The 24,821-nt window shown below is 72.0% G+C and carries 24 protein-coding genes; 16 read left to right on the top strand and 8 right to left on the bottom strand.

The annotated features are described in order from the left end of the window. Positions 1 to 9 precede the first annotated feature (9 nt). Positions 10 to 936: a Ppx/GppA family phosphatase gene (locus AC1DXT_RS03590; RefSeq protein WP_477059984.1), complete on the bottom strand. Its 927-nt coding sequence runs from the start codon at positions 934 to 936 to the stop codon at positions 10 to 12. Between the two features lie 119 nt (positions 937 to 1,055). Between AC1DXT_RS03590 and AC1DXT_RS03595 the strand changes: the two genes are divergently transcribed. Continuing rightward, positions 1,056 to 3,287 carry an esterase-like activity of phytase family protein gene (locus AC1DXT_RS03595; protein ID WP_477059985.1) on the top strand — a complete coding sequence of 744 codons (2,232 nt, stop codon included), beginning with the start codon at positions 1,056 to 1,058 and terminating at the stop codon, positions 3,285 to 3,287. A gap of 237 nt (positions 3,288 to 3,524) precedes the next feature. Continuing rightward, positions 3,525 to 4,445 carry a PfkB family carbohydrate kinase gene (locus AC1DXT_RS03600; protein WP_477059986.1) on the top strand — a complete coding sequence of 307 codons (921 nt, stop codon included), beginning with the start codon at positions 3,525 to 3,527 and terminating at the stop codon, positions 4,443 to 4,445. Between the two features lie 2 nt (positions 4,446 to 4,447). On the opposite strand, the gene AC1DXT_RS03605 is transcribed toward AC1DXT_RS03600, so the two are convergent. The 3 genes from AC1DXT_RS03605 to AC1DXT_RS03615 form a co-directional block, all read right to left on the bottom strand. Further along, positions 4,448 to 6,529, bottom strand: coding sequence for a PhoX family protein (locus AC1DXT_RS03605; RefSeq protein ID WP_477059987.1), 2,082 nt, complete (start codon positions 6,527 to 6,529; stop codon positions 4,448 to 4,450). A gap of 115 nt (positions 6,530 to 6,644) precedes the next feature. Beyond that, complete coding sequence (locus tag AC1DXT_RS03610) at positions 6,645 to 7,235, bottom strand: pentapeptide repeat-containing protein (protein WP_477059988.1); 591 nt, start codon at positions 7,233 to 7,235, stop codon at positions 6,645 to 6,647. 1 nt (position 7,236) lies between these two features. Next, entirely contained in the window at positions 7,237 to 7,908 is a 672-nt protein-coding gene (locus AC1DXT_RS03615) for a response regulator transcription factor (RefSeq protein WP_477059989.1), read from the bottom strand. A gap of 112 nt (positions 7,909 to 8,020) precedes the next feature. Between AC1DXT_RS03615 and AC1DXT_RS03620 the strand changes: the two genes are divergently transcribed. The 4 genes from AC1DXT_RS03620 (at position 8,021) to AC1DXT_RS03635 (ending at position 11,286) form a co-directional block, all read left to right on the top strand. Continuing rightward, entirely contained in the window at positions 8,021 to 9,193 is a 1,173-nt protein-coding gene (locus AC1DXT_RS03620) for a sensor histidine kinase (RefSeq protein WP_477059990.1), read from the top strand. A 209-nt stretch (positions 9,194 to 9,402) separates the two neighbouring features. Beyond that, positions 9,403 to 9,813 (top strand): hypothetical protein, encoded by a 411-nt coding sequence (locus tag AC1DXT_RS03625; protein WP_477059991.1) that lies wholly within the window; start codon positions 9,403 to 9,405, stop codon positions 9,811 to 9,813. Positions 9,814 to 9,835: 22 nt separating this feature from the next. Then, entirely contained in the window at positions 9,836 to 10,447 is a 612-nt protein-coding gene (locus tag AC1DXT_RS03630) for a S24/S26 family peptidase (RefSeq protein ID WP_477059992.1), read from the top strand. After that, positions 10,444 to 11,286 carry a hypothetical protein gene (locus AC1DXT_RS03635; protein WP_477059993.1) on the top strand — a complete coding sequence of 281 codons (843 nt, stop codon included), beginning with the start codon at positions 10,444 to 10,446 and terminating at the stop codon, positions 11,284 to 11,286. Before AC1DXT_RS03630 ends, AC1DXT_RS03635 begins: the two co-directional genes overlap by 4 nt. A gap of 4 nt (positions 11,287 to 11,290) precedes the next feature. Here AC1DXT_RS03635 and AC1DXT_RS03640 read toward each other — a convergent pair whose 3' ends face one another. Further along, complete coding sequence (locus AC1DXT_RS03640) at positions 11,291 to 12,088, bottom strand: SGNH/GDSL hydrolase family protein (protein ID WP_477059994.1); 798 nt, start codon at positions 12,086 to 12,088, stop codon at positions 11,291 to 11,293. A gap of 184 nt (positions 12,089 to 12,272) precedes the next feature. Between AC1DXT_RS03640 and AC1DXT_RS03645 the strand changes: the two genes are divergently transcribed. Continuing rightward, positions 12,273 to 12,677 carry a hypothetical protein gene (locus AC1DXT_RS03645; protein ID WP_477059995.1) on the top strand — a complete coding sequence of 135 codons (405 nt, stop codon included), beginning with the start codon at positions 12,273 to 12,275 and terminating at the stop codon, positions 12,675 to 12,677. A 6-nt stretch (positions 12,678 to 12,683) separates the two neighbouring features. Here the strand turns inward: AC1DXT_RS03645 and AC1DXT_RS03650 are convergent, their stop codons facing one another. Continuing rightward, the gene (locus AC1DXT_RS03650; protein WP_477059996.1) at positions 12,684 to 13,361 is read right to left on the bottom strand and encodes a uracil-DNA glycosylase; all 678 of its coding nucleotides are present in this window, start codon (positions 13,359 to 13,361) and stop codon (positions 12,684 to 12,686) included. 163 nt (positions 13,362 to 13,524) lie between these two features. Between AC1DXT_RS03650 and AC1DXT_RS03655 the strand changes: the two genes are divergently transcribed. The 3 genes from AC1DXT_RS03655 to AC1DXT_RS03665 all read left to right on the top strand — a co-directional run bounded on the left by AC1DXT_RS03655 (position 13,525) and on the right by AC1DXT_RS03665 (position 14,869). Next, positions 13,525 to 13,839, top strand: a complete 315-nt coding sequence (locus AC1DXT_RS03655) for a DUF3263 domain-containing protein (RefSeq protein ID WP_477060808.1) — start codon at positions 13,525 to 13,527, stop codon at positions 13,837 to 13,839. Between the two features lie 106 nt (positions 13,840 to 13,945). Beyond that, complete coding sequence (locus AC1DXT_RS03660; RefSeq protein ID WP_477059997.1) at positions 13,946 to 14,539, top strand: LytR C-terminal domain-containing protein; 594 nt, start codon at positions 13,946 to 13,948, stop codon at positions 14,537 to 14,539. Between the two features lie 126 nt (positions 14,540 to 14,665). Continuing rightward, positions 14,666 to 14,869, top strand: coding sequence for a cold-shock protein (locus AC1DXT_RS03665; RefSeq protein WP_056085684.1), 204 nt, complete (start codon positions 14,666 to 14,668; stop codon positions 14,867 to 14,869). 51 nt (positions 14,870 to 14,920) lie between these two features. Here AC1DXT_RS03665 and AC1DXT_RS03670 read toward each other — a convergent pair whose 3' ends face one another. Further along, on the bottom strand, positions 14,921 to 16,414 hold the full coding sequence (locus AC1DXT_RS03670; protein WP_477059998.1) for a glycoside hydrolase family 15 protein: 1,494 nt from the start codon (positions 16,412 to 16,414) through the stop codon (positions 14,921 to 14,923). A gap of 232 nt (positions 16,415 to 16,646) precedes the next feature. Between AC1DXT_RS03670 and groL the strand changes: the two genes are divergently transcribed. Continuing rightward, positions 16,647 to 18,272, top strand: a complete 1,626-nt coding sequence (gene groL, locus AC1DXT_RS03675; RefSeq protein ID WP_477059999.1) for a chaperonin GroEL — start codon at positions 16,647 to 16,649, stop codon at positions 18,270 to 18,272. Between the two features lie 249 nt (positions 18,273 to 18,521). On the opposite strand, the gene AC1DXT_RS03680 is transcribed toward groL, so the two are convergent. Then, positions 18,522 to 19,748, bottom strand: coding sequence for a pyridoxal phosphate-dependent aminotransferase (locus tag AC1DXT_RS03680; RefSeq protein WP_477060000.1), 1,227 nt, complete (start codon positions 19,746 to 19,748; stop codon positions 18,522 to 18,524). A 214-nt stretch (positions 19,749 to 19,962) separates the two neighbouring features. Here AC1DXT_RS03680 and urtA point away from each other — a divergent pair, with 214 nt between their 5' ends. The 5 genes from urtA (at position 19,963) to urtE (ending at position 24,792) form a co-directional block, all read left to right on the top strand. Next, positions 19,963 to 21,222, top strand: a complete 1,260-nt coding sequence (gene urtA / locus AC1DXT_RS03685; RefSeq protein WP_477060001.1) for an urea ABC transporter substrate-binding protein — start codon at positions 19,963 to 19,965, stop codon at positions 21,220 to 21,222. Between the two features lie 82 nt (positions 21,223 to 21,304). Then, on the top strand, positions 21,305 to 22,189 hold the full coding sequence (gene urtB, locus AC1DXT_RS03690) for an urea ABC transporter permease subunit UrtB (RefSeq protein WP_477060002.1): 885 nt from the start codon (positions 21,305 to 21,307) through the stop codon (positions 22,187 to 22,189). After that, a complete protein-coding gene (gene urtC / locus AC1DXT_RS03695) occupies positions 22,186 to 23,274 on the top strand; it encodes an urea ABC transporter permease subunit UrtC (RefSeq protein WP_477060003.1) in 1,089 nt (362 codons plus the stop codon). Before urtB ends, urtC begins: the two co-directional genes overlap by 4 nt. Further along, positions 23,271 to 24,104 carry an urea ABC transporter ATP-binding protein UrtD gene (gene urtD, locus AC1DXT_RS03700; protein ID WP_477060004.1) on the top strand — a complete coding sequence of 278 codons (834 nt, stop codon included), beginning with the start codon at positions 23,271 to 23,273 and terminating at the stop codon, positions 24,102 to 24,104. Before urtC ends, urtD begins: the two co-directional genes overlap by 4 nt. Next, positions 24,097 to 24,792, top strand: coding sequence for an urea ABC transporter ATP-binding subunit UrtE (gene urtE, locus AC1DXT_RS03705; protein WP_477060005.1), 696 nt, complete (start codon positions 24,097 to 24,099; stop codon positions 24,790 to 24,792). The genes urtD and urtE overlap by 8 nt, the downstream gene beginning before the upstream one ends. Positions 24,793 to 24,821: the final 29 nt, after the last annotated feature.

Raw genomic sequence — 24,821 nt, forward strand, 5'->3', positions numbered from 1 at the left:
CCGGCCGCCTCAGGACAGTCGTTCGAGGTACTGGAGGATCAGTCCCTCCCGCAGGGCCCAGGGCGACACCTCGAGCTCGTCGACCCCGAACGCCCGCATGGTCTCGGAGAGCACGATCCCGCCCGCGACGATCTGGAACGTCCGGTCGGCCGTGATGCCGGGCAGGGCCGGCCGGGAGTCCGCGGGGATGCGGGCGAGCCGGGGGACCCAGTCGTCGAGGCCGGACCGGCGCAGCAGCCGTCGGTCCTGCGGTCCCACGCCGTCCGCGAGCGAGCCCGCCAGCCGGGCGAGCGAGCGGATCGTCTTGGACGACCCGACCACGTGCGCCGGGTCGGGTCGGCCGGCGAAGTGCGCGCGGGCCTGGTTCAGCTGCGCCCGGACGTGCGCGCGCAGAGCGGCCACCTGCTCGGCCGTCGGGGGGTCGTCGTGCAGGAACGACACCGTCGAGCGACCCGCCCCGAGGGGCAGGGAGAGGGCTACGTCCGGGTCCTCGCTTCCCCCGGCGGCCAGCTCCAGCGAACCACCGCCGATGTCGAGCAGCAGAATCTCGCCCGCCGACCAGCCGAACCAGCGGCGTACCGCCAGGAACGTCGAGCGCGCCTCGTCATCCCCCGTGAGCACCTGCAGCCGGACACCCGTCGTCGCCTCCACCAGGTCGAGCACCTCGGCGCCGTTGGCGGCCTCGCGCAGGGCCGACGTCGCGAACGGGAGCAGCTCGTCGATCCCGGCGGTCGCGCCCGCAGCCACCGCGTCGGCGACCGCGTCGACCACCGCCCGGACACCGTCGGGGCTGATGGCACCCGACGGCTCCAGGTAGCGCATGAGACGCAGCACGGAGCGGTGCGACGACTGCGCGAGCGGTGGGCCGCCGCGGTGGGCGTCGACCACGAGCAGGTGCACGGTGTTCGATCCGACGTCCAGCACTCCGAGTCGCATGGGTCGCACGTTACGGCCGCCGGGCCGCCCAGCGCAGTCACAGGAGGTTCACACCCTGGTCATCCGGAACTGTCCGGTATGTCGCGCGCCGGTCGCCGACGAGGAGTTGCATCGAACTCATGAGACGCACCGCAGCACTCTCTGTCCTCGCGGCGGCCCTGACCGTCGCCCTCCTCGCCCCGACCTCGGCCACGGCCGGTGATCACGCTGGCACCGATCGCGGCCGGCACACGGTCGTCCAGCCGACCCTCGTCGCGCGCGCGACCCTGTCCGCCGACTTCCTCGCCCCCGGACCGCCGTCGGGGGCGCTCGCCACGCCCGCCAACGGTCGCCAGGGCCCGTTCGCCGGCCAGGTGATCCCCGGGTTCTCCGGGATGGTCGACGCCGGTGACGGCACGTTCTGGGCGCTGCCCGACAACGGGTTCGGCACCAAGGCCAACTCCGCCGACTTCCTCCTGCGGATCTACCACGTGACCCCGCAGTGGCAGACGGCCCGGGGCGGGTCCGGGGAGATCGGCGTCGGGGAGTTCGTCTCCCTGAGCGACCCGGACCACCGGATCGACTTCCCGATCGTCAACGACGCCACGCCCGACCGCCTGCTGACCGGGGCGGACTTCGACGTCGAGTCCGTCGTGCGGGCGAAGGACGGCAGCTTCTGGATCGGCGAGGAGTTCGGTCCGTTCCTGCTGCACGTCGACGCGACCGGCAAGCTCCTGGCCGCTCCCGTGCCGTTCGTCGGCGGCAAGTCACCGCAGAACCCGTACCTGCAGGTGGGGGAGACGCCGAACGTCCGGGCCAGCCGCGGGTTCGAGGCGATGGCCGGGTCGCGTGACGGCCGGTTCCTATACCCGATCACCGAGGGCGCGTTCGTCGACGACGCGCAGCAGCGCCGCCGGACGATCTACGAGTTCGACACGTCCGCCGGGGCCTACACCGGCCGGACCTGGGCGTACCAGACGCACCAGGACGCGAACGTCATCGGGGACGCGTTCCTCACCGGCACGCGCGAGCTGCTCGTCATCGAGCGCGACGACTTCCAGGGCGCCGCGGCGGTGATGAAGCGGGTCTACCGGATCGACCTGGACCGGACCGACGCCGACGGCTACGTGCGCAAGACGCTGGTGCTCGACGCACTGAAGATCGCCAACCCGGACCACCTGGGCGCGGGCGACGGGTACGGCACGGACGACCCGTTCTCGTTGCCGGTGCAGTCGTTCGAGACGGTCGTGCAGCTGCGCGACGGCCGGCTGCTCATCGCGAACGACAACAACTACCCGGGCAACGCGGCACGGATCGCGGGTACCCCGGACGACACGGAGCTGGCCCTCGTCGACCTGCGGCAGGTGCGGGCGCCGAAGGCCGGTGAGGTCACGGTGGTCGGCCACCGCGGTGCCAGCGGCTACCGCCCGGAGCACACGCTCGCGTCGTACGAGCTGGCGATCCAGCAGTGCGCGGACTACATCGAGCCCGACCTGGTCTCGACGAAGGACGGTGTGCTCGTCGCCCGGCACGAGAACGAGATCAGCGGGACCACCGACGTCGCTGCTCGCACCGAGTTCGCCGGCCGCCGTGCCACCAGGACGATCGACGGGCGCAGCGTCACCGGCTGGTTCACGGAGGACTTCACGCTCGCCGAGCTGAAGACCCTGCGGGCCAAGGAGCGGCTCCCCGCCGTGCGGCCCGCCAACACCGCGTTCGACGGCCTCTACGAGGTCCCGACGTTCGACGAGGTCCTCGACCTCGCTCGGCACTCGGTCAGCTGCGACGGGCAGCCGGTCGGGGTGTACCCGGAGACCAAGCACCCGACGTACTTCGACTCGATCGGGCTGTCGCTCGAGGAGCCCCTGCTCGCCCAGCTCACGGCGAACGGGCTGAACGAGAAGCGGTCGCCGGTGATCATCCAGAGCTTCGAGACCGGCAACCTGCGCGAGCTCGACCGGCTGACCAAGGTCCGGCTGGCCCAGCTCGTTGACTGCTCGGGTGCGCCGTACGACCTGGTCGCCGCCGGTGACCGGCGCACCTACGCGGACCTCGTGACGCGCACGGGTCTGCGGCAGGTCGCCGCCTACGCCGACGGGGTGGGCCTGTGCAAGGACGTGATGATCCCGCGCAACGCCGACGCGACGCTCGGGACGCCCACGTCGGTCATCCGGGACGCCCACAAGGCGGGCCTGGAGGTCCACGGGTGGACGTTCCGCCGGGAGAACCAGTTCCTGCCGGCCGAGTTCCGCAGCAGCGCGGACCCGAACGCCGTCGGTGACCTGGCCGGGGAGATCCGCGTGTTCGTCAGGGCCGGGATGGACGGGCTGTTCAGCGACAACCCCGACATCGCGGCGGCCGCCGTGGGCTGACGCCCGCCGCACGAGGGCCGGCTCCGGGGAGACCTTCTCCGGGGCCGGCCCTCGTCGTGCGGCCCGAACGGGTGAATTCGGCGTGCGCACCAAACGTTCGTCTCCGGGAAATCTGGCGGAAACGACACGTGTGTCACTCTCGAAAGCGAGCGTCCCGAGGCCCCGGTTCGAGCTTGGCTCCCGGGCCTCGGGGTGCCCCGCGAGACCCCACCCCCGATGCGGTGAACTGAGGATGCGATGAACCCACGACACGACGTCCTGGTGATCGGCGAGGCCCTGATCGACGTGCACGACGACGGCATGACCATCCGCGAGCGCGTGGGCGGGAGTGCCGGCAACATCGCCGTCGGGCTCGCCCGGCTGGGCCGGGACACCCTGCTGCACACCGCGATCGGGCGCGACGAGCGCGGCGACGACATCACCGCGTACCTGACGGCGTCGGGCGTCGGGCTCTCCGACTCGTCCGTGACCCAGGCGAGCTCGTCCGTGGCCCGCGCGGTGCTCCGCGTCGACGGCTCGGCGCGGCACGACTTCCGGATCCAGTGGGCGCCCGCGGCGGACCCCGGGGACTCGACGGCTCGCTGCGTGCACGCCGGGTCGGTCGCGGCCTACATCGAGCCGGGCGCCGGCACGGTGCTCGACCTGGTGACCCGCGCGCACGGGCGGTCGCTGATCACGTTCGACCCGAAGATCGAGCCGACCTTGGTGGGCGCCCGCGAGGACGCCCGGCGGCGCACGCTCGAGTTCGTCGAGCTGGCCGGCATCGTGAAGGCGAGTGAGAGCGATCTCATGTTCCTCTACCCCGACGACGACCCGGTCGACGTCCTGCGCGACTGGATCGCCCGCGGTCCCGACCTGGCCGTGCTGACCCGGGGTCCGCGCGGCGCCACGGCCGTGACGGCGCGCGGGGTCGTCGACGTGCCGGGCATCTCCGTGCTCTACGCCGAGGCCGGTGTGGGCGGGGGCGACGCCTTCATGTCGACGCTCATCGACAGCGCGCTGACCCTCGACGCCGACTCGAGCATGCGCTGGCTCCGCTCCGGCGCACCGGTCGTCGAGCAGGTGCTGGCGCGCTCGGTGCAGGCCGCCGCGCTGACGGTCGCCCGCCTCGGTGCGGTTCCCCCCACCGCGGACGAGCTCGCGTCAGCCGGCGCCTGACCTCAGGCCTTCCAGACCTGCACGACGCTGGGCCGCGGCCCGCCCCACCGGCCACCGGCCAGCGAGCCCGGCGCCGCGTAGTCGGGGAACAGGGAGTGCTGCTGGGCCCACGACCCGTTCTCGCCAGGGTGCTGGACGGCCACGTAGACCATGTCGTCGGCGTCGCGCACCACCGGTCCGCAGGTCTCGGCCTCGGCCGGGACCGAGAGGAACTGCTGGACGCGGCCGCGCTCCGGTCCCTCGAGCGGCACCTTGAACAGGCCGTCGCAGTACCCGATGACGCCGGGTGCGCCGTCGGTGGCGAGCCACATGTTTCCGGCCGAGTCGAAGGTGACGTTGTCCGGGCACGAGATGGGCGAGACCCGGTCGGCCGGGAACCCGGCGAAATAGGTCGACGTGTTCGTCGCGGGGTCGCCGCAGTGCAGGAGGATGCTCCAGCCGAAGCTGGTGGCGGCCGCGTCGTTGCCCGCCTCGGTGATCTCGATGACGTGGCCGTCGCGGTTGGTGGTCCGAGGGTTCGGCTCGACCGCACCCTCCTTGCCGGGCTTCCCGCGGTCGGTGTTGTTGGTGCACACCACGTAGACCCGGCCGGACGTCGGGTGGGGCTCGACGTCCTCGCAGCGGTCCATCTTCGTGGCGCCGGCGGCGTCCGCGGCCAGCCGGGTGTTGACCAGGACCTGCTCGGTGCTGAACCCGGGGACGTGGCTGACCCCGTCGATCACCAGCGGGATCCACTCGCCGGTCCCGTCGAACGCACCGTCCGACGGGAGCGCGCCGGTGCCGGTGATCTCCGCGGCCGGGGAGTCGCCGGAGAACCGGGCGACGTAGAGGCTGCCGGCGGTCAGCAGCGTCTTGTTGTGCCGCCGGCTGCGCTGGCTCGACCCGGGCTTGTAGCGGTCCGTCGAGACGAACTTGTAGAGGTAGTCGAACCGCTCGTCGTCGCCCATGTACGCGACCGCGCGGCCGGTGCGGCCGATGACGACGTTGGCGCCCTCGTGCTTGAACCGGCCGAGCGCGGTGTGCTTGACGGGCGGGCTGTAGGGGTCCTGCGGGTCGACCTCGACGATGTACCCGAACCGGTTGGGCTCGTTCTCGTAGCCCGGGTTCCGTGCGTCGAACCGCGGGTCGACCGACTCCCAGCCGCGCGTCGTCGGCTTGTCGGCGAGGCCGTAGCGCAGGTCCGCCGCGCTGGTGCCGGCCGTGCGGAAGTAGCCGTTGAAGTTCTCCTCGCCGGACAGCACGGTGCCCCACGGCGTGGTCCCGCCGGCGCAGTTGCCGAGGGTCCCGCGCGCGGTCGTCCCGGTCGGGTCCTCGACCGTGCGCAGCAGCGCCGATCCGGCGGCCGGACCGCTGAACGTGAACGGGGTGTTCCCGGTGATCCGGCGGTTGAGCGGCGCACCGACGGCGTACGTCCACGGCTTGCGCCTGCGGGTCCGGTACAGCTGGACGATCGCCATGCCGTGGGCGGCGATCGCGGTGCGGCGCTGCTCGTCGAGCTCCTCCGGCGTCGTCGCCGGGGGGAACATGATGCTCTCGTTCGTGTATTCCTGGTTGGCCACGAGGATCGCGCTGTAGCCCTGCGGCCCCTCGATGATGTCCAGGTAGTCGTTGTTGTAGCCGAACTGCCGCTCCTGGCGCTGCGCGGTCTGGTGGTTCGGGTCGAACGCGTCACGCGGGGAGAAGAGCGGGTCGCCCCAGCGGATGATCGGCGACCACCGATACCCCTCCGGCACGACGAACGAGTCGACGGCCGCGGGCACGGGGGCGATCGGCGCGAACGGCAGCCGCGGGTTCGGCCGCCCCCACGCGGCGGCGGGCTGGGCATCCCCGAGCGCGGAGCCGACGACGATCGCACCTCCGGCGGCGACCGCACCCCACAGCACGGACCGCCGCGTCAGGCTCGCGCTCGCGATGTCCCGGAAGTACGCGTTCTCGCTCGTGTTCGGCACCGGGTGGAAGCAGGCGTCGGCGCACTTGAGGTGGCAGGTCACGGGGGACCGCTTGCCTGCGGTGCGCCCGGCCATGGGCAGCAGGAGCCGTCGGGGGATCCCGCGGCCGGTCTCCTGGTCGTCGGTCGTGGTCATCGAGGGAGCCCTCCGTCGCCGTGCGCAGTGGTGCTCCCACCGTGCCGGGCGGGCGGATCAGGCAGAACGGACACCGGGTGACGACGAGGTGAACGTCTGGGAACGACGTCCCGGGTCACTCCACCCGCAGGTCCAGGCCCATCGCCTCGACGATCGTGACGGCCTGCGGCAGCGTGATGATCGCGCGGTCCAGCGTGACGGTGGCGGGGTCGATCCCCGTCAGGTCGCTTCCACGCAGGTCGCACCCGGTCAGGTCGGCCCGGTGCAGCGAGGCGCCGGCGAGGTCGCAGTCGCGCAGGGTGCCGCCCACCGCGCGGACCCCGGTGAGGTCGGCCTCGCGCAGGCGCACCCCGGTGAACGTCGCCGAGCGCAGGTCCGCACCGGGCAGGCCGACGAACGACCAGTTGCCGCCCTCGACCTTGGCGATGTCCCACGTGCAGCCGTCGAACTTCGACCCGATCAGCTTGCACCGCTCGAACCGCACGTCGAAGAAGTTCGAGCGGTGGAAGGTGCAGTTCACGAACGCCGCGTCGGTGTGCACGGAGGCGTTGAGCTTGGCGTTCCGGAACACGCAGTCCTCGAACACGGCGCCGACGCCGAACGCCTCGGTGAGGTCCAGGTCCAGGAACTCGACGTCGCGGAACTCCTGGCCGGACAGGTCGCGGGCGTACCAGTCCTCGCCCCGGATCACGGTGGTCGGGGCCATCTCAGACGGCCGGGCCGGTCTCCTCGAGCAGCCGCAGCGCGGCGCTCACGCGCGGGTTGCGCTGCGGGTCGGCGTCGATGCCGAGCGTCGCGTACATCCCGTTGACGTGGTTCTGTACAGACTTCTCGGTGATGCCCAGGCGGTCACCGATGCCGGCGTTGGACAGGCCCGACGCCAGCAGGCGGAGCACCTCGTACTGCCGGTCGGTGAGCCGCGCGACGGCGGAGCCGGCCCGCGGAGTCATGCGCGCGATCAGGGAGGGATCGAGCACCGTCTCGCCCTGAGCTGCCGCCCGCACCGCGTTGACCAGCACCGCCTCGCTCGTCGACGAGGTCTTCGACAGGTAGCCCCAGCCGGCCGCGACGTCGGCGGGCAGGTCCAGGAGAAGGTCCATCGCGTCGTGCGCGGACAGGAGCAGGATGCCCAGCGTCGGCATCCGGCGTCGCAGCGTGACGCCCAGCGAGATGCCGTTGCCGTCGGGCAGGTCGATGTCGAGGATCACGCAGTCGACGAGGCCCGGCCGCAGGATGCGCGCGGCTTCGGTCGCGGTGCCCAGGGCGGCGACCACGTGCAGGCCGGGCGTGCCGGACAGGGTGTGCTCGAGCATCGACCGGAAGAGAGGCTGGTCCTCGACGACCGCGATGCGCAAGGGGTTGGTGCTGGGATCACTCATCCGCGCCAGTATCGTCTGCGGCTGGGTTCGACGCGCGACCACGCGCCGGGCGACGATGAAGATCACACGCTCACGCGGGCGTGCCGACGACGGCGAACGGAGCAACCGCCCCATGACGACGTCGTCGAGCGACTCAGCGGCGGTCATCGCGACCCGACGGGGAGACGACCGCCGGGACCAGATCACGCTGCTGCGCGGCACCGCGATCATCGCGCTGGGATACGGCGTCGGGGCAGCCCTGCAGTCCGCGTACGTCTACGCGGAGTACGTCCCTGCGTGGGCGTACGTCTCGGTGTGGGCGCGTCTGACCGCGAACGCCACCGCGGTGGTCGTCCTGGTGGTGGTGCTCGCCGCCCTCAAGGCGCACCGCGCCACCCGCGTGTGGTGGATGGTCGCGTTCGTCGCGGTCGCGGCGGCCCTGGCAGCCGCCGTCCGGTTCGTCGTCCAGGTGGCGCTCGGGGTCCACACCGACGTCGCCGACCCTGCGCGCGACGCGGAGGTCCTCAGCGGCTTCATCCTCGGGGCGATCTCCGGGGGGATCGGGATGTGGGCCATGGCCACGCGCCGGTCCGCCCGGATCCGCACCCGGGCCGCCACCCGGAACGCGGTGCACGTCGAGGTGGCGATCAAGGCGCTCGAGCAGGAGGAGATCCGCGTCCGGCGGGCGGTCGCCGAGGGCCTGCACGGCACGCTCCAGTCCAAGCTCGTGCTCGTCGACGCCCGCCTCGCGGACGTCATCTCGCGGGGGACGAACCACGGTCTGGACGACGACGACCTCGACTCGCTGGCGTGGGTGCGCACCGAGCTCGACGAGGCACGCGAGACCGACGTGCGCGAGATGAGCCGGCTGCTCTACCCCGACCGGCTCGAGCTCGGGCTCGTGCCGGCCCTGCGCGCGCTGCTCGGCCGCATCCCGGCCAGCATCGCGACCCGCCTGACGGTGAGCGACGCGGTCCGGACGCTCGACGACCCCACCGCGTCCGCCCTGACGGTCAGCGAGCGGCTGCTCGCGGTCCGGGTGGTCGAGGAGGGGCTGACGAACGCGCTCAAGCACGGGCCGGCGTCCTCCCTCGTCGTCGAGCTGGACGTCACCGACGGTGTGCTGCACGTAAGCGTCGAGAACGACGGGGAGCTGTACGACCCGGCCGTCGCCGGGACGCCCTCGGGCACCGCGCGTCTCGGGACGCGACTGAGCCTCGTCGGCGGTCGCCTGGCTCTCCTGCCCGGCCAGGAGAAGGGCGCACGCCTCCAGGCCTGGCTGCCCCTGGGGGCCGGCGCGCAGTAGGTCGCGTGTCCAGCTTGGGAGGTCCGTCGCAAACGCCCAGGGTGAAAGAAACGGGCATCCCGGGCCCCCCAGGTGCTGCCACCCAGACATGGACGGGTGACCATGTCGATGACACCTACGTTCGCGTCGACCGCCTGAGGGGCGGGTCCTCGTGAGCGGGTCTCGGTGAGCTGCCGAAGCCCGGCACCCACCCTGATCAGGAGATCACCATGGCCACCAAGTCCTCGAAGTCCCGCAAGGGCATCGCCGTCGCGCTCGCCGTCCTGGGCGTCGCCGGTCTGTCGCTCGCCTCCGCCTCGCAGCTGACGCTGAACGGCACCCCCCAGCTGCAGGCCGGCGTCAAGGACGTGGCGGGCTGCCAGACGACGGCCATCGCCGTCGCGTTCACCACGCCGGTGATCTCGGCCAGCGAGTACAAGTCGGCCTCGATCACGCTGACCAGCTTCGACGCGGCCTGCACCACGGCCCTGGCGAAGTACAAGGTCGCGCTGCTCGACTCGACCGGCACCGTCGTCCAGGAGACGACCGCCGCGAACGTCACCACCGGTGTCGCGACGATCGCGCTCACCACGGCCACGCCCGCCAACATCAGCAAGGTCGCCGTCACGATCTTCAGCTGATCGTGCCGCCGAGCAGCTCGTCGTGACCGAGACGGACACGCCCGCCACACCCGACGCCCTCGCGCGTCGGGTGTGGCGCGCTGCCGTCTCGGTCGCGTTCTGGGTGGGCATCGCCGCCGTCGCGTGGCTGCTCTGGCCGACGAGCCTCGGCGGGTGCACCACCCTGACCATCGTCTCGGGGCACTCGATGGAGCCGACGTACTACACGGGTGACCTCGTCGTCGCGCGCTGCGGCGCACCCGCGGTCGGCGACATCGTGGTGTACCAGCCGCCGGAGCTGGGCGGCGGTCGCGTCATCCACCGGCTCGTGGCGGGCGACGGCGAGGCCGGCTGGCAGGCGCAGGGCGACAACAACAGCTGGATCGACCCCTTCACGCCCACCGACGCCGACGTCCTGGGCATCGCCGAGCTGCACGTCCCGAAGCTGGGCATGTTCGCCAGGGTCTTCGCGACCCCGTACGTCTGGCTCTCCCTGATCGTCATCGCCCTGGCCATCCTCGTGTGGCCCCGCAACGAGGACGACGAGACCGGAACCGATGAGCCCGTCGACACCGACGAGGCCGTCGACACCGACGACGCCGTCGGCACCGCGCAGGAGAACGTCCCCGTGGCCGTCGTGGGGGGGCGACCGTGAGCCGCCGGCTGCCGCGGATCCGCCGCCGCCACGCGCTCGTCGCCGTCGTCGGGGCGCTGCTGCTCGCCCTCGTCGGCGCCTCCCTCGCGCAGGCCTCGGCACTGACCCTCACCACGCGCCTCAAGCCCTTCATGACCAGCCAGAGCCGCTGCACCTCGCAGACGGTGGCGGTCACCAACGGCGCCACCTCGGGCACCACGTCGAGCGTCGTGCTGAGCAACGTCGACACCGCCGGCTGCTCCGGCAGGGCACTCGTCGTCACCGTGTACGACCCCACCGTCACCACGTGGCCCGCCGCGCGCCGGCTGGAGGCCACAGGCACCGTGACCACCGCGACGGCGACGCTGACTGCTGCGACCGGCACCTTCACGCCTGCTGCCGGGCTCAAGGTGCACGTGACGATCGGCGGCTGGCAGGTCCCGGCGACGTGGACCTACACGCCGCCGGCGGGCCCGGTGAACGTGTGCCAGGTCCGGAACGCCAACGGCACGCTGGACGCCACGAAGCCGTGCGCCATCGACGGTGCGGCCTCGTCGAACTACTGGGGCAGCGACGGCTCGGGCCAGGGCAACTTCAGCATCGACTTCAAGGCCCCGGGCATCTCCAACTCCCAGTACATCTCGTTCACGGTGACGATCCCGGGGGCGCCGGCCTGGTGGACCTGGTCCACCGCCGGGATCACGACGGCCAACAACGGTGCCCAGGTGACGTCGAGCTGCTCGGCGCTGCCGCAGCTCAGCGGCCGGCTGGCGGCCAACATCGGCGCATCGCCGGGCCTGTACGCCGCGTTCGTCGAGAACCGTGCGGGGCAGTCGGGGATCGTCTGCCAGATCCCCTGAGCGGTCAGTTCAGGGGTGACAGCTCCGGCCGCTTCGGCACACGCTCGTCGCCCGAGGACTTGCCGCGCAACCGACGCGTCGCCCAGGGGTAGACGTGCTCGCGCACCCAGGCGGCGTCCTCGCGCGCCTTCTGCATCCGCGGGGTCGGCGGCAGAGGGGTGAGCGGGTCGTCCCAGGCGGGGTCGTCGGGCTCCAGACCCAGCCCCACCAGCGCCCCCTGCGCCACGCGGGCGTGTCCGTCGGTGGTCAGGTGGATCCGGTCGTCGGCCCACATCCGCCAGTCGCGCAGCGAGCGCATGCCCCACAGGTCCACCACGTAGGCACCGTGGCGTCGGGCCATCGACCAGATGAGCGCGTTGTAGATGCCGACCCGGCTGCGCGTCGCCTTCACCAGCGGGCTGTCGGCGGCGTCGACCCCGGTGCCGAGCAGCACGTCGACCCCCTCCTCGCGCAGCCGGACGACGCCCGCCTCGAGGTTCCGGGCCAGCCGGTCGATGTCGGCCGAGGGCCGCAGGATGTCGTTGCCGCCACCGACGAGGCTCACCAGGTCGGGCTTCAGCTCGAGAGCAGCGGGCACCTGCTCGACGAGGATCGGCCGCAGCAGCCGCCCGCGGATGGCGAGGTTCGCGTACTGGAGGGGTGACTCGCCCGCAGCGGTGCGACGGTCCGACAAGTGCGAGGCGAGCAGGTCCGCCCACCCGCGCTGCGGAGCCTCGGGGCCGTCGGGGGAGTCCCACAGCCCCTCGGTGAACGAGTCACCGATCGCCACGTACCGGGACCAGGGCGGGGTCTGGATGCTCACCGGGACATTGTGCCCGCGCACGCGAACTCCTCAACCCCGCGTCGTGCCGGTCGATGGGCCGGGTGAGGACCAGGTCCCGGCCTCGGGGACTGGCGCGTCACGACGGCACCGCCGTGACGCCGGCGACGAGCAGGATGCTGGCGACGCCTCCACGCGCAGGACCGCGCCCACGGAGGGGAGCGTCATGACGTCGACCCGAAGACGCGTCGGCCCGTCGTCCGAGCGGCTGTTCTGGGCGGGATCGCTGGTCGCGCTGGCCGTCGCGAGCATGGTGGCCTCCGCACGCTTCGCCGACCAGGCAGTGGCCGGGCCCGGGGCCTCGGGGTGCGACACCTCAGCTGTGACCTGGGGATACGAGGTCGAGATCAGCCCGAGGACGGGCTCGTACTCGCTCGCCGGGGCGCGCTTCGACCGGGTGCCTCCGGAGTGTGCCGGCGCGGAGGCGGTGATCGTGTACCGCGACGCCGACCAGGTGCAGCACAGGTCCCACGTGGTCCTGGTAGCGGGCATGGTGGACCAGCTGGACCCGGACGTCTGGACCGCGTACTCGTTGACCGCCGCGTCCTGGGGGATCGTCGACGACCTGTGAGGGCCGTCAGGTCAGCGACCAGTCGACGGGCTGCGCACCCTGCGACACGAGCAGCTGGTTCACGCGGGAGAACGGGCGGGACCCGAAGAACCCGCGGCTCGCGGACAGCGGGCTGGGGTGCACGCTCTCGACCGTCGGCACGGACCCGAGCGCGGGCTTGAGCGACTGGGCGTCGCGGCCCCAGAGCACGGCGACGAGGGGGCCGCCGCGCTCGACGAGGACGGCGATGGCACGGTCGGTCACCGCCTCCCACCCGTGCCGCCTGTGCGACGCGGGCGCCCCCGGACGGACCGTGAGCACCCTGTTGAGGAGCATCACGCCCTGGTCGGCCCACGGGGACAGGTCTCCGCTGGTCGGGGGTGCCACGCCGACGTCCGCGACCAGCTCGGTGAAGATGTTTGTCAGCGACCGCGGCAGGGGCCGGACGTCCGGCTGCACCGAGAAGGACAGGCCCATCGGGTGGCCCGGCGTCGGGTAGGGGTCCTGCCCGACGACGAGCACGCGGACCTCCGCGAGGGGCCGCCGGAACGCCCGCAGCACGGCGTCGCCGGCCGGCAGGTAGCTGCGCCCGGCGGCGACCTCGTCGCGCAGGAACTGTCCCGCCGCACGGAGCTGGGGCTCGACGGGGGCGAGGGCGACGGCCCAGTCGGGGGCGACGAGCTGGTCCAGCGGCGCGGCGGTCACGCCCGCGAGGTTACCGATCCGACGCACGGCCGACGACTCGCGCGGCGCACGGGCGACGACGCGCCGACGGGAATGACACGTGTGTCATTACGGTCGTACGATGACGGCTGTCGGTCAGCACCCCCGGGTGCGGACCGAGCCCCGCGAGAGCACAGGAGGACGCATGGACGCCGCGACGATCGCCGTCGGTCACATCCCGGCACCCAGCAGTGTCCACGATCCCCGTCCGGCGGAGCTCTCCGAGCGCGACGAGCAGGTCCTCGCGTTCGAGCGGCAGTGGTGGAAGTACGCGGGCGCCAAGGAGTCGGCCATCCGCGAGCTCTTCGACATGTCGGCCACGCGGTACTACCAGGTGCTCAACGCCCTGATCGACGACCCGGCGGCCCTCGCGCACGACCCGATGCTCATCAAGCGCCTGCGCCGCATGCGGTCCTCGCGCCAGCGGGCACGCACCGCTCGCCGCCTCGGCGACGCCTGATCCACCCGTCTTTGCGTGCCGGCGTCCGCGTCCCTGCACGTGACACGGCCCACGTCCTGCCCCAGGTGGACCCGTCCCCATGGCCTGAGCCGTTAGCCTGTCCGCCGTGAGCAAGGCGGAGTACTCCTATCCCGAGGACGAGTTCGACGTCCCGTCGAACCCTGACGTCCCCCGAGGCGTGCATCGCGCCCCCCGCTCGGCGTGGAGCAGGTGGTGGCCGTTCCTGGTCGTCCTGGTCCTCACGCCGGTGCTCGCCTTCGCCGTGGTGAACTTCATGGCGCGCGACGGCAACCTCCCGTCCCTCCCGGGCACCTCGACGTCCCCGGAGGCGGAGGAGACGACGCCCTCCGACACCGCGACCGAGGGCGAGACGCCCACGGACACGGAGACCCAGCCGGTGGAGGAGCCTGCCGCGCCGACCCCCGTGATGGACACGCCGATCGTGGTGCTCAACGCCGCCAGCATCGGCGGCCTCGCTGCGGCGCAGGCCGAGAAGCTCACGACCGCCGGGTTCACGGCCGTCACCACCGGCAACACGGAGGCGACGACCGACGACTCGGTCGTGTACTACGCCACCGAGGACCAGGTGGCGACCGCGCAGCTCGTCGCCGACACGCTCGGCCTGGGCGCCCCCGTGCTCTCCGCGGCGGACGCCGGGACCGGCATCTCCGTCGTCCTCGTCACCGACCCGGACGCCTGATCCGGCCGCTCGCACGGACCCCGAGACGACCCTGGTCGGCGCGGGAGCGCGGCCACTAGGCTCACGCGCACCGGGCGCCGGCGGAGCGCCCGGCTCGAGGCGTCGAGGAGCTACGAGGAGTACGGCATGGCCCAGGGCATCGTGAAGTGGTTCAACGCGGAGAAGGGGTACGGCTTCATCACCCCGACAGGGGGAGGCCAGGACCTCTTCGTGCATTTCAGCGCGATCCAGTCGGACGGCTACCGGTCCCTCGAGGAGGGCCAGGACGTCGAGTTCGAGGTCGGGCAGGGCACCAAGGGGCCGCAGGCCGAGCAGGTCCGCGGCCTCTGACCCCGACGTGGACGGGCCGCGCGCCTCACCGGCGGGCGGCCCGTCGGCGTGTCACCCCTCGAGGGCGTCGAGCGCCAGCAGCACGCAGGCCGCGCTCCAGCCCAGGGGTGCGACCGCCGCGGGGGAGCCGTCGGCCAGCACCTTCTCGGGCAGCGAGCCCGAGGGCGTGCGATGGGTGTCCAGGAACGTGAGCCAGCCGTCGGCCAGGTCGGCGTCACCGCTCTCCGCGGCCACCCACGCGTAGAGCGACGTCTGCGGCGTCCAGGAGACGCCGTCGTCGCGCCACCCGGCGCCAGGCGCCAAGCCGTTCGCGGGGCGGACCATCGCCACGGCCGACGCCCGCCACGCCTCGTCGGCACCCGGAACCGCGGTGGTGAGGAACGGTGGCAGCAGGAAGGCGCTCGCGGCGTCCGCGTGCTCGCCGTCCGCGTACCGCGCGAACCCGGTCGGACCGAACGCGCGGATCACTGCCACCTTGGAGCGGATCGCGGCGTCGAGCGCGGACCGGGCCAGCGCGTCGTCGTCCGTCAGCGGGAGGACCGTCGACGCCTGCTGCAGTCCCGCGACCAGCGGCGCGACCGTGCCGAGCGTGAGCGCGTCCTCGGGCACCTCCCAGTAGTCCGGTGACGCGGGCGGAAGGCCGTCGCCGCCGACGAGCTCGATCGCGTGCCGGGTGGAGCGCACGAGCATCGGGCGGAGCTCCTCGGCAGCAGCGGCGCGGTCGGCGGGGTCGGTGATCTCCGCGAGGACCAGGCCGGCGGCCCACAGCGCCCACCCGGTGCCGTCGGTCTGCACGCCGCGGTCGTCGGGCGGCCCCGAGCCGTCGGGCAGGTACCGCGCCTGGAAGGAGCCGTCCTGCGACTGCACCCGGTCGAGGAAGCAGAGGATCTCGAGGGCGTCGTCCACGTGGCCGGTCCGGGCCAGCGCCACGGCGACGAACGAGGCGTCGCGCGGCCACACGTAGCGCCACTTCTCCGACCAGGCCGCGACGGCGGCGCCGTCCGGGAGCATGAGCGCGTGCAGGTCCAGCAGTGCCGCGCGGGCCATGTCCTCGTACGGTCCCCCGACACCGGGGACGGTGCCGGACGCGAGCCAGGCGCGCTGCCGGCCGGCGACCGAGACGGCCGCGCGGATGGTGGCGCCGTGCCCGGCCGGGGCCTCCCCGGTGACCACGCGCGCGAGGGTCGACGCGGCGGGGTCGACGACGTGGGTGCCGGCCAGGAACGTCGCATCGGTGCCGACCGCCAGGGGCACCCGGAGATCGCCCGCGAGAGTGGTCAGGCCCTCGTGGTACAGYGGGATCGACGCGTACTCCGCGGCGGGCGCGGCGGCTGGTGGAGCCGGGGTCTCGACCGCCCGCGCCCCGGCGGGCGCCGTGGCGACGAACGTGGTGGTGGCCGCGACGACGAGAGCCGTCGCGAGGATGCCGCCCGTGCGGCGAGACCGGTCCGTGTGCCGGCCGCGGTGCGACGTGTGCGCGGGCGCGACGATCTCGCCCGCGGTACGCCGACCGCCGGTGTCGACGTCCTCGTCGTGATCCTGCACACGCGCACGATAGCCCTGACGCGGTTCCTGAGGTGCCGCTCTCAGTGAACGCTGCTTGCACTCTCGGGGGTCGAGTGCTAACCATTGGACTTAGCACTCTCCGGTGGAGAGTGACAGAATCACCACGGCCGTCCGGTGAGGGCCGTCGCACGCGGGACAAGACCGCGGGTGACGTGCCCGTCCGTCGCGGGCACCCTCGGCCGACCCGAACCCAGTGAAGGATCACAGCCCCATGGCCAAGATCATTGCCTTCAACGAGGAGGCCCGCCGCGGCATCGAGCGGGGACTCAACATCCTCGCCGACACCGTCAAGGTCACCCTCGGCCCGAAGGGCCGCAACGTCGTCCTGGACAAGAAGTGGGGCGCCCCCACGATCACCAACGACGGCGTCTCCATCGCCAAGGAGATCGACCTCGAGGACCCCTTCGAGAAGATCGGTGCGGAGCTCGTCAAGGAGGTCGCCAAGAAGACGGACGACGTCGCGGGCGACGGCACCACCACCGCCACCGTGCTCGCCCAGGCGCTCGTGCGCGAGGGCCTGCGCAACGTCGCGGCCGGCGCCAACCCGATCGCGCTGAAGAAGGGCATCGAGAAGGCCGTCGAGGCCGTCACGGCCGCCCTGCTCGCGCAGGCCAAGGAGGTCGAGACCAAGGAGCAGATCGCCGCCACGGCCGCGATCTCCGCCGGCGACCAGGCGATCGGCGACCTGATCGCCGAGGCGCTCGACAAGGTCGGCAAGGAAGGCGTCATCACCGTCGAGGAGTCCAGCGCGCTGGGCCTCGAGCTCGAGCTCACCGAGGGCATGCGCTTCGACAAGGGCTTCCTGTCGGCGTACTTCGTGACCGACCCGGAGCGCCAGGAGGCCGTCCTCGAGGACGCCTACGTGCTGCTCGTCGAGTCGAAGATCTCGAACGTCAAGGACCTGCTGCCGCTGCTGGAGAAGGTCATCCAGGCCGGCAAGCCGCTGTTCATCGTCGCCGAGGACGTCGAGGGCGAGGCCCTGGCCACGCTCGTCGTCAACAAGATCCGCGGCCTGTTCAAGTCGGTCGCCGTCAAGGCTCCCGGCTTCGGCGACCGCCGCAAGGCGATGCTGCAGGACATGGCCATCCTCACCGGTGGCCAGGTCGTCTCCGAGACCGTCGGTCTCAAGCTCGACACGGTGGGCCTCGAGGTCCTCGGCACGGCGCGCAAGATCGTCGTCACCAAGGACGAGACCACCATCGTCGAGGGCTCCGGCGACGCCGCCCAGATCCAGGGCCGCGTCTCGCAGATCCGTGCCGAGATCGAGAACTCCGACTCGGACTACGACCGCGAGAAGCTGCAGGAGCGCCTCGCCAAGCTCGCCGGTGGCGTCGCCGTCATCAAGGCGGGCGCGGCCACCGAGGTCGAGCTCAAGGAGCGCAAGCACCGCATCGAGGACGCCGTGCGCAACGCCAAGGCGGCCGTCGAGGAGGGCATCGTCGCCGGTGGTGGCGTGGCGCTCATCCAGGCCGGCAAGACCGCGTTCGAGGGCCTCAAGCTCGAGGGCGACGAGGCGACCGGTGCCGCGATCGTGAAGCTCGCGATCGAGGCTCCCCTCAAGCAGATCGCGATCAACGCCGGTCTCGAGGGTGGCGTCGTCGTCGAGAAGGTGCGCAACCTCCCCGTGGGTCACGGCCTCAACGCCGCGACCAACACGTACGAGGACCTGCTCGCCGCGGGCGTCAACGACCCGGTGAAGGTCACGCGCTCCGCGCTGCAGAACGCGGCGTCCATCGCCGCGCTGTTCCTCACCACCGAGGCCGTCGTGGCCGACAAGCCGGAGCGCAACAACGCGCCGGCCGGCGGTGGCGGCGAGGACTTCGGCGGCGGGTTCTGATCCGCAGCTGATGCGCTGAGTACCACCTAGTACGGCCTGAGGGCCGGTCACCCGCGGGTGACCGGCCCTCAGTGCGTCCCGCCCCACCACGCCACCCCTGCCCAGCCCGCCCCACCTGAGGGTGCGGGTCCGGATGCGCGAGATCGTGGGATTGGCACGACGTCGACGGTTCGCACCCTCGATCTCGCACCGGACCCACGATCTCGCGCCGGCGGCGTGGGTTGCGCCGGTGCGGTGGCGCTGGCGGAGCTACTGGCGGTAGCTGGAGAGGAAGTTGCCCATCCGCTCGATCGCCTCCGCCAGGACCCGGGCCTCCGGGAGCGTGACGATGCGCAGGTGGTCCGGGGTGGGCCAGTTGAAGCCGGTGCCCTGGACCAGCAGGATGTGCTCGCTCACCAGCAGGTCGTAGACCAGGCGGGCGTCGTCGCGGATCTCGTGGACGTCCGGGTCCAGGCGCGGGAACAGGTAGAGGGCGCCGTCGGGGCGGACGCAGTCGACGCCGGGGATCGAGGTCAGCCCGCGGTACGCCACGTCGCGCTGCTCGTGCAGCCGGCCTCCGGGCGCGATGAGGGCGTCGATGCTCTGGATCCCGCCGAGGGCGGCCTGGACCGCGTGCTGGGCGGGGACGTTCGGGCACAGGCGGGTGGACGCGAGCAGGGTGATGCCCTCGAGGAACCCGGTGGCGTGCTCGCGTGGGCCGGTGACGACCAGCCAGCCGGACCGGTACCCGGCCACGCGGTACGTCTTGGACAGGCCGTTGAACGTCAGGCAGAGCAGGTCCGGGGCGACCGTCGCCATCGGGATGTGCTGCGCGCCGTCGAAGAGGATGCGGTCGTAGATCTCGTCGGCGAGCAGCAGGAGGCTGTGCTCCCGGGCGATCGCCGCGATGCCCTCCAGCACGGTGCGCGAGTAGACCGCGCCGGTCGGGTTGTTCGGGTTGATGACGACGATCGCCTTGGTCCGCGGGGTGACCAGGGAGCGCAGGTGCTCCAGGTCGGGCTCCCAGCCGGCGGACTCGTCGCAGCGGTAGTGCACGGGCACGCCGTCGGACAGCGAGGTCATCGCGGTCCACAGGGGGTAGTCGGGGGAGGGGATGAGCACCTCGTCGCCCTCGTCGAGCAGGGCCTGCATGACCATCGTGATGAGCTCGGACACGCCGTTGCCCAGGTAGACGTCGTCGACGTCGATCTCGGGGAAGCCGGGCTCGGTCTCGTACCGGGTGACCACCGCGCGGCGGGCACTGAGGATGCCGCGCGAGTCGGTGTACCCGTGCGCGTGGGGGATGGCGGCGATCACGTCGCGGACGATCTGGTGCGGCGCCTCGAACCCGAACGCGGCCGGGTTGCCGGTGTTGAGCCGCAGGATCGTGTGGCCCTCGGCCTCGAGCCGGACGACCTCGTCCAGGGCCGACCCCCGGATCTCGTAGAGCACGTTCTTGAGCTTCGACGACTGGTCCAGCGGGCGCAGGTGCGGCATCTATCGAGCGTATCGCCGGCTCGTGACTGAACCGGGACCGGTCCGAAACAGACCGTTTACGGGGGCTCGTCGCTGCCCGAAACACCCCGTCCCTAGGTTCGTCACCCATGGGCACAGGGATGTATACAGCACGGGACACAGCGCGGTGTCACGCACTGCCCCAGCCCGAGTCCGGATCTGCCCGTGAGCTCTTCCCCAGCGAAAGGCCCCTCCGTTGACCAGATCTCGCACGCGCGCACTCGCCCTCCCGGCGGCCGCCCTGGCCGTCGCCCTCGGCGTCGCCGGCTGTGGCGCCCGCACCTCCGACGACCCCGGGGCGGACGGCTCGGCGTCCTCGTCCTCGTGCGTCGACACGTCCGGCGACACCGTCAAGATCGGCTTCCTCAACTCGCTGTCCGGCACCATGGCGATCTCCGAGCAGACCGTCCGCGACTCCCTCGACCTGGCCGCCGAGGAGATCAACGCCGACGGCGGGGTCCTGGGCAAGCAGCTCGAGATCGTCGCGGAGGACGGGGCCTCGGAGCCGACCGTCTTCGCGGAGAAGGCCGAGAAGCTCATCTCGTCCGACTGCGTCGCCGCGGTGTTCGGCGGCTGGACGTCCTCGTCGCGCAAGGCCATGCTCCCCGTCTTCGAGGCCAAGGACTCGCTGCTGTTCTACCCCGTCCAGTACGAGGGCCTGGAGGCGTCGCCCAACATCTTCTACACGGGCGCGACGACCAACCAGCAGATCCTACCCGGGATGGACTACCTCAAGGAGCAGGGCAAGTCGAAGATCTTCCTGGTCGGCTCCGACTACGTGTTCCCACGCACGGCCAACAAGGAGATCATCGCGTGGGCCGGCGCCAACGACGTCGAGATCGTCGGCGAGGAGTACGCCCCGCTCGGGCACACCGACTTCGCGACGATCGTGAACAAGCTCAAGGGCTCCGGCGCGGACGCAGTGTTCAACACGCTGAACGGTGACTCCAACGTCGCGTTCTTCAAGGAGTACAAGAACGTCGGCCTGGCCGCCGACACGCTTCCCGTCGTCTCGGTGTCCATCGCCGAGGAGGAGGTCGGGGGCATCGGCATCGACAACATCGTCGGCCAGCTCACCGCGTGGAACTACTACCAGACGGTCGACAGCCCGGAGAACGCGACGTTCGTCGAGGCGTTCAAGGCCAAGTTCGGCGACGAGCGCGTGACGTCCGACCCGATGGAGGCCGCGTACACGTCGCTCTACCTGTGGAAGGGCATGGTCGAGAAGGCCGAGTCGTTCGACGTCGCGGACATCCAGGAGGCGGCCGGCGGCGTGACGTTCGACGCCCCCGAGGGCACAGTGACCGTGAACGGCGACAACCACCACATCGCCAAGACCGCGCTCATCGGCAAGATCGGCCCCGACGGGCTCATCTACACCGAGTGGTCGTCGGACGGCCCCATCGAGCCGGACCCGTTCCTCGAGGGCTACGACTGGGCCGAGGGCCTGTCCTGACCCACCCCTGACGCGGTGGCCCGGCGGCTCCTCTGTGACGCCGGGCCACCGCCCCCTCGCACGGACAGGAAGGCGGGTCCGGATGGATGCCCTCGTCTCACAGCTCTTCGCGGGCCTCAGCCTGGGGTCGGTGCTGCTGCTCGCGGCGCTCGGCCTGGCGCTGACGTTCGGTCAGATGGGCGTCATCAACATGGCGCACGGCGAGTTCATGATGGCCGGCGCGTACACGGCGTTCGTCGTGCAGAAGGTGATCGCCGACGCGGGGGTGTCCCTGCTGGTCTCGCTGGTGATCGGGTTCCTCGTCGGCGGCCTGCTCGGGCTGATCCTGGAGATCACGCTCATCTCGCGGATGTACACGCGGCCGCTGGACACGCTCCTGGTCACGTTCGGTGTGGCGCTCGTCCTGCAGCAGCTCGCGCGGGACGTCTTCGGCGCCCCCAACGTCGACGTCCGCGCACCGGCCTGGCTGTCCGGGGCCGTCCCGATCCTCGGGGTGGGGATCCCGAAGACCCGACTGTTCATCCTGGCGCTCGCGATCCTCTGCGTGGTCGCCCTCGCGCTCCTGCTCAAGCTGAGCCCGCTCGGCCGGCGCATCCGGGCCACCGTGCAGAACCGCGACCTCGCCGAGACGTCGGGGATCTCGACGCGGGCCACCGACCGGCTGACCTTCTTCATCGGGTCCGGCGTGGCCGGCGTCGCGGGCGTCGCGCTCACCCTGCTCGGGTCGGTCGGTCCGACCGTGGGCACCAACTACATCGTCGACGCCTTCCTCGTGGTGGTGGTCGGCGGCATCGGCCAGCTCAAGGGCGCGGTGATCGCGGCGTTCGGGCTCGGACTGCTCTCGGCGGGCTTCGAGTACTCGACGACCGCGAGCCTGGCCAAGGTGCTGCTGTTCGTCGTGATCGTCGCGTTCTTGCAGGTCAGGCCGCAGGGGCTCGTCTCGGTGCGGACGCGGAGCCTCGCATGAGCCCCCGCGTCCGGGTCTGGGGCGGCCTCGTCCTCGCCGCGGTGGTGCTCTTCGGCGTCGCCCCGGCGCTGCTCTCCGACTTCCGCCTCAACCTGCTGGCCAAGTTCTGCTGCCTCGCCATGGTCGCGGTCGGCATCGGGCTGGCCTGGGGGCGCGGCGGGATGCTGGTGCTCGGGCAGGGCGTGTTCTTCGGCCTCGGTGGCTACCTCATGGCCATGCACCTCAAGCTGTCCGACGCCGGCCCGGGCGGGGTCCCCGACTTCATGCTCCTCTACGGCGACGGCACGGTGCCGGCCTGGTGGGAGCCGTTCCGGGACCCGGTCGTCACGATCCTCGCGATCCTGGTCCTGCCCGCCCTCGTGGCCACCCTGCTCGGCCTCGCGGTGTTCAAGCGGCGGGTCCGGGGCGCCTACTTCGCGATCCTGTCGCAGGCTCTCGCGGCCGCGTTCGCCATCCTGCTGGTCGGCCAGCAGAAGGTCACCGGCGGAACCAACGGGCTCAACGGGTTCCAGTCGTTCTTCGGGTTCACGCTCGCCGACCCCGTGAACAAGCGGATGCTCTACTTCATCGCCGCGGGCGTCCTGCTGGCCATGGTCGCGATCGTGCGGCTGGTCATGAACTCCCGCTACGGCGAGCTGCTCGTGGCGGTGCGCGACCAGGAGAACCGCGTCCGGTTCCTCGGCTACGACCCCGCCCTGGTCAAGGTGGTCGCCTACGCGATCGCCGCCTGCTTCGCCGCGATCGGCGGGGCGCTGTTCACCCCGATCGTCGGGATCATCTCGCCGGCCGACGTCGGCGTCGTGCCCTCGATCGGGTTCCTGGTCGGGGTCGCGATCGGCGGGCGCGCCACCCTGCTCGGTCCGGTGCTCGGCGCGATCGGCGTCTCGTGGGCGGAGACCTCGTTGTCCGAGTCCTTCCCGTCGTTCTGGATCTACTTCCAGGGCGCGCTGTTCATCCTCGTCGTCGCGTTCCTGCCCAACGGGCTCGCGACGGTCGGTCGCCTGTTCCGCCGCCGGGCGAAGCCGCCGGAACCCGTTCCCGACCCTGCACCCGCCACCCTCGAGACCGCCGGGACACCCACATGACCGACGAGACAGGGTCGCTGGACCCCGACGCGCTCGAGCAGGTGATCGCCGCCGACGAGTCCCGGTTCCGGCACGACTACCTCGAGATCCGCGACCTGCGCGTGGTGTTCGACGGGTTCGTCGCCGTGGCGGGCGTCGACCTCACCGTGACGCAGGGGGACCTGCGGTTCCTCATCGGCCCGAACGGGGCCGGCAAGACCACGATCGTCGACGCCATCACGGGGCTGGCGCCGGCGACCGGGTCCATCCGGTTCGGGGGAGTGGAGCTCGTCGGCAAGCCGTCGCACCAGGTCGCGCGCGCCGGGGTGGGCCGGACGTTCCAGACGGCCAGCGTGTTCGACGAGCTCACCGTGCTGCAGAACCTCGACATCGCGGCGGGGTCGTCGCGGAAGGCTCGGGTCATGCTGCGGCGACGGACCGGGATCCCCGAGGCCGTCGAGGCGGCGCTCGAGACGGTGGGGCTGACGCACCAGCGCGACCAGCCCGCGGGGGTGCTCGCGCACGGGCAGAAGCAGTGGCTGGAGATAGGGATGCTCCTGGTGCAGGACGCCCGTCTGCTGCTGCTCGACGAGCCCGTGGCGGGCATGAGCCAGGCCGAGCGCGAGGAGACCGGGCTGCTGCTCCAGCGGATCGGGGCGCAGCGCACGGTGGTCGTCGTCGAGCACGACATGGAGTTCCTGCGCAGCTTCGCGTCGTCGGTGACCGTGCTCCACCAGGGGTCGGTGCTCAGCGAGGGGACGGTGGCGCAGGTGCAGGCGGACCCGAGGGTCGTCGAGGTGTACCTGGGCCGCGGCGCCGGGGTCCGTGGGACGGGGGTCGCTGATGCTTGAGCTCACCGGGGTGCACGTCGGGTACGGGCGCACGTCCGTGGTGCACGGGGTCGACGTCACCGTGGCCGACGGCGGGGTGACCGCGATCATGGGCCACAACGGCGCCGGCAAGACGACACTGCTGCGGGCGGCCGTCGGGCTGCTGCCGGTACGGAGCGGCCGGGTGACGCTGTTCGGCGAGGACGTGTCGAGGCTGCGGCCGCACCAGCGCGTCCGCCGCGGGCTCGCGTACGTGCCGCAGGGCCAGCAGTCGTTCGGGCAGCTCACCGCACGCGAGAACCTCCAGCTCGTCGCCGACGGCGCCGGTCCGGCGGCGTCGGCCCGCATGGACGACGCGCTCGACCTGTTCCCGGCGCTGCGCGACCTGCTCGGGCGGCGGGCCGGCCTCCTCTCCGGCGGCCAGCGCCAGCAGCTCGCCATCGCTCGCGCGCTGCTCACGGGTCCGCGCGTCCTGATCCTCGACGAGCCGACCGAGGGCATCCAGCCGTCCGTCGTCCAGGAGATCGAGGACGCCATCGGCACCCTCACGCGGACCGGCGGGCTGTCCGTGCTGCTGGTCGAGCAGCACGTCGGGTTCGCCCTGGCGGCTGCCGGTCAGTACTACGTGCTGGAGTCGGGCCGGGTGACACGCTCGGGTGCGGGCGGGGCCGACCAGGAGGCCGACGTGCGGGCGGCGATGGCCCTGTGAGCGTCGGTGCGGTCCCGTTCGAGGTCTAC

Source organism: Cellulomonas sp. P1_G12_2 (genome assembly GCF_056405535.1).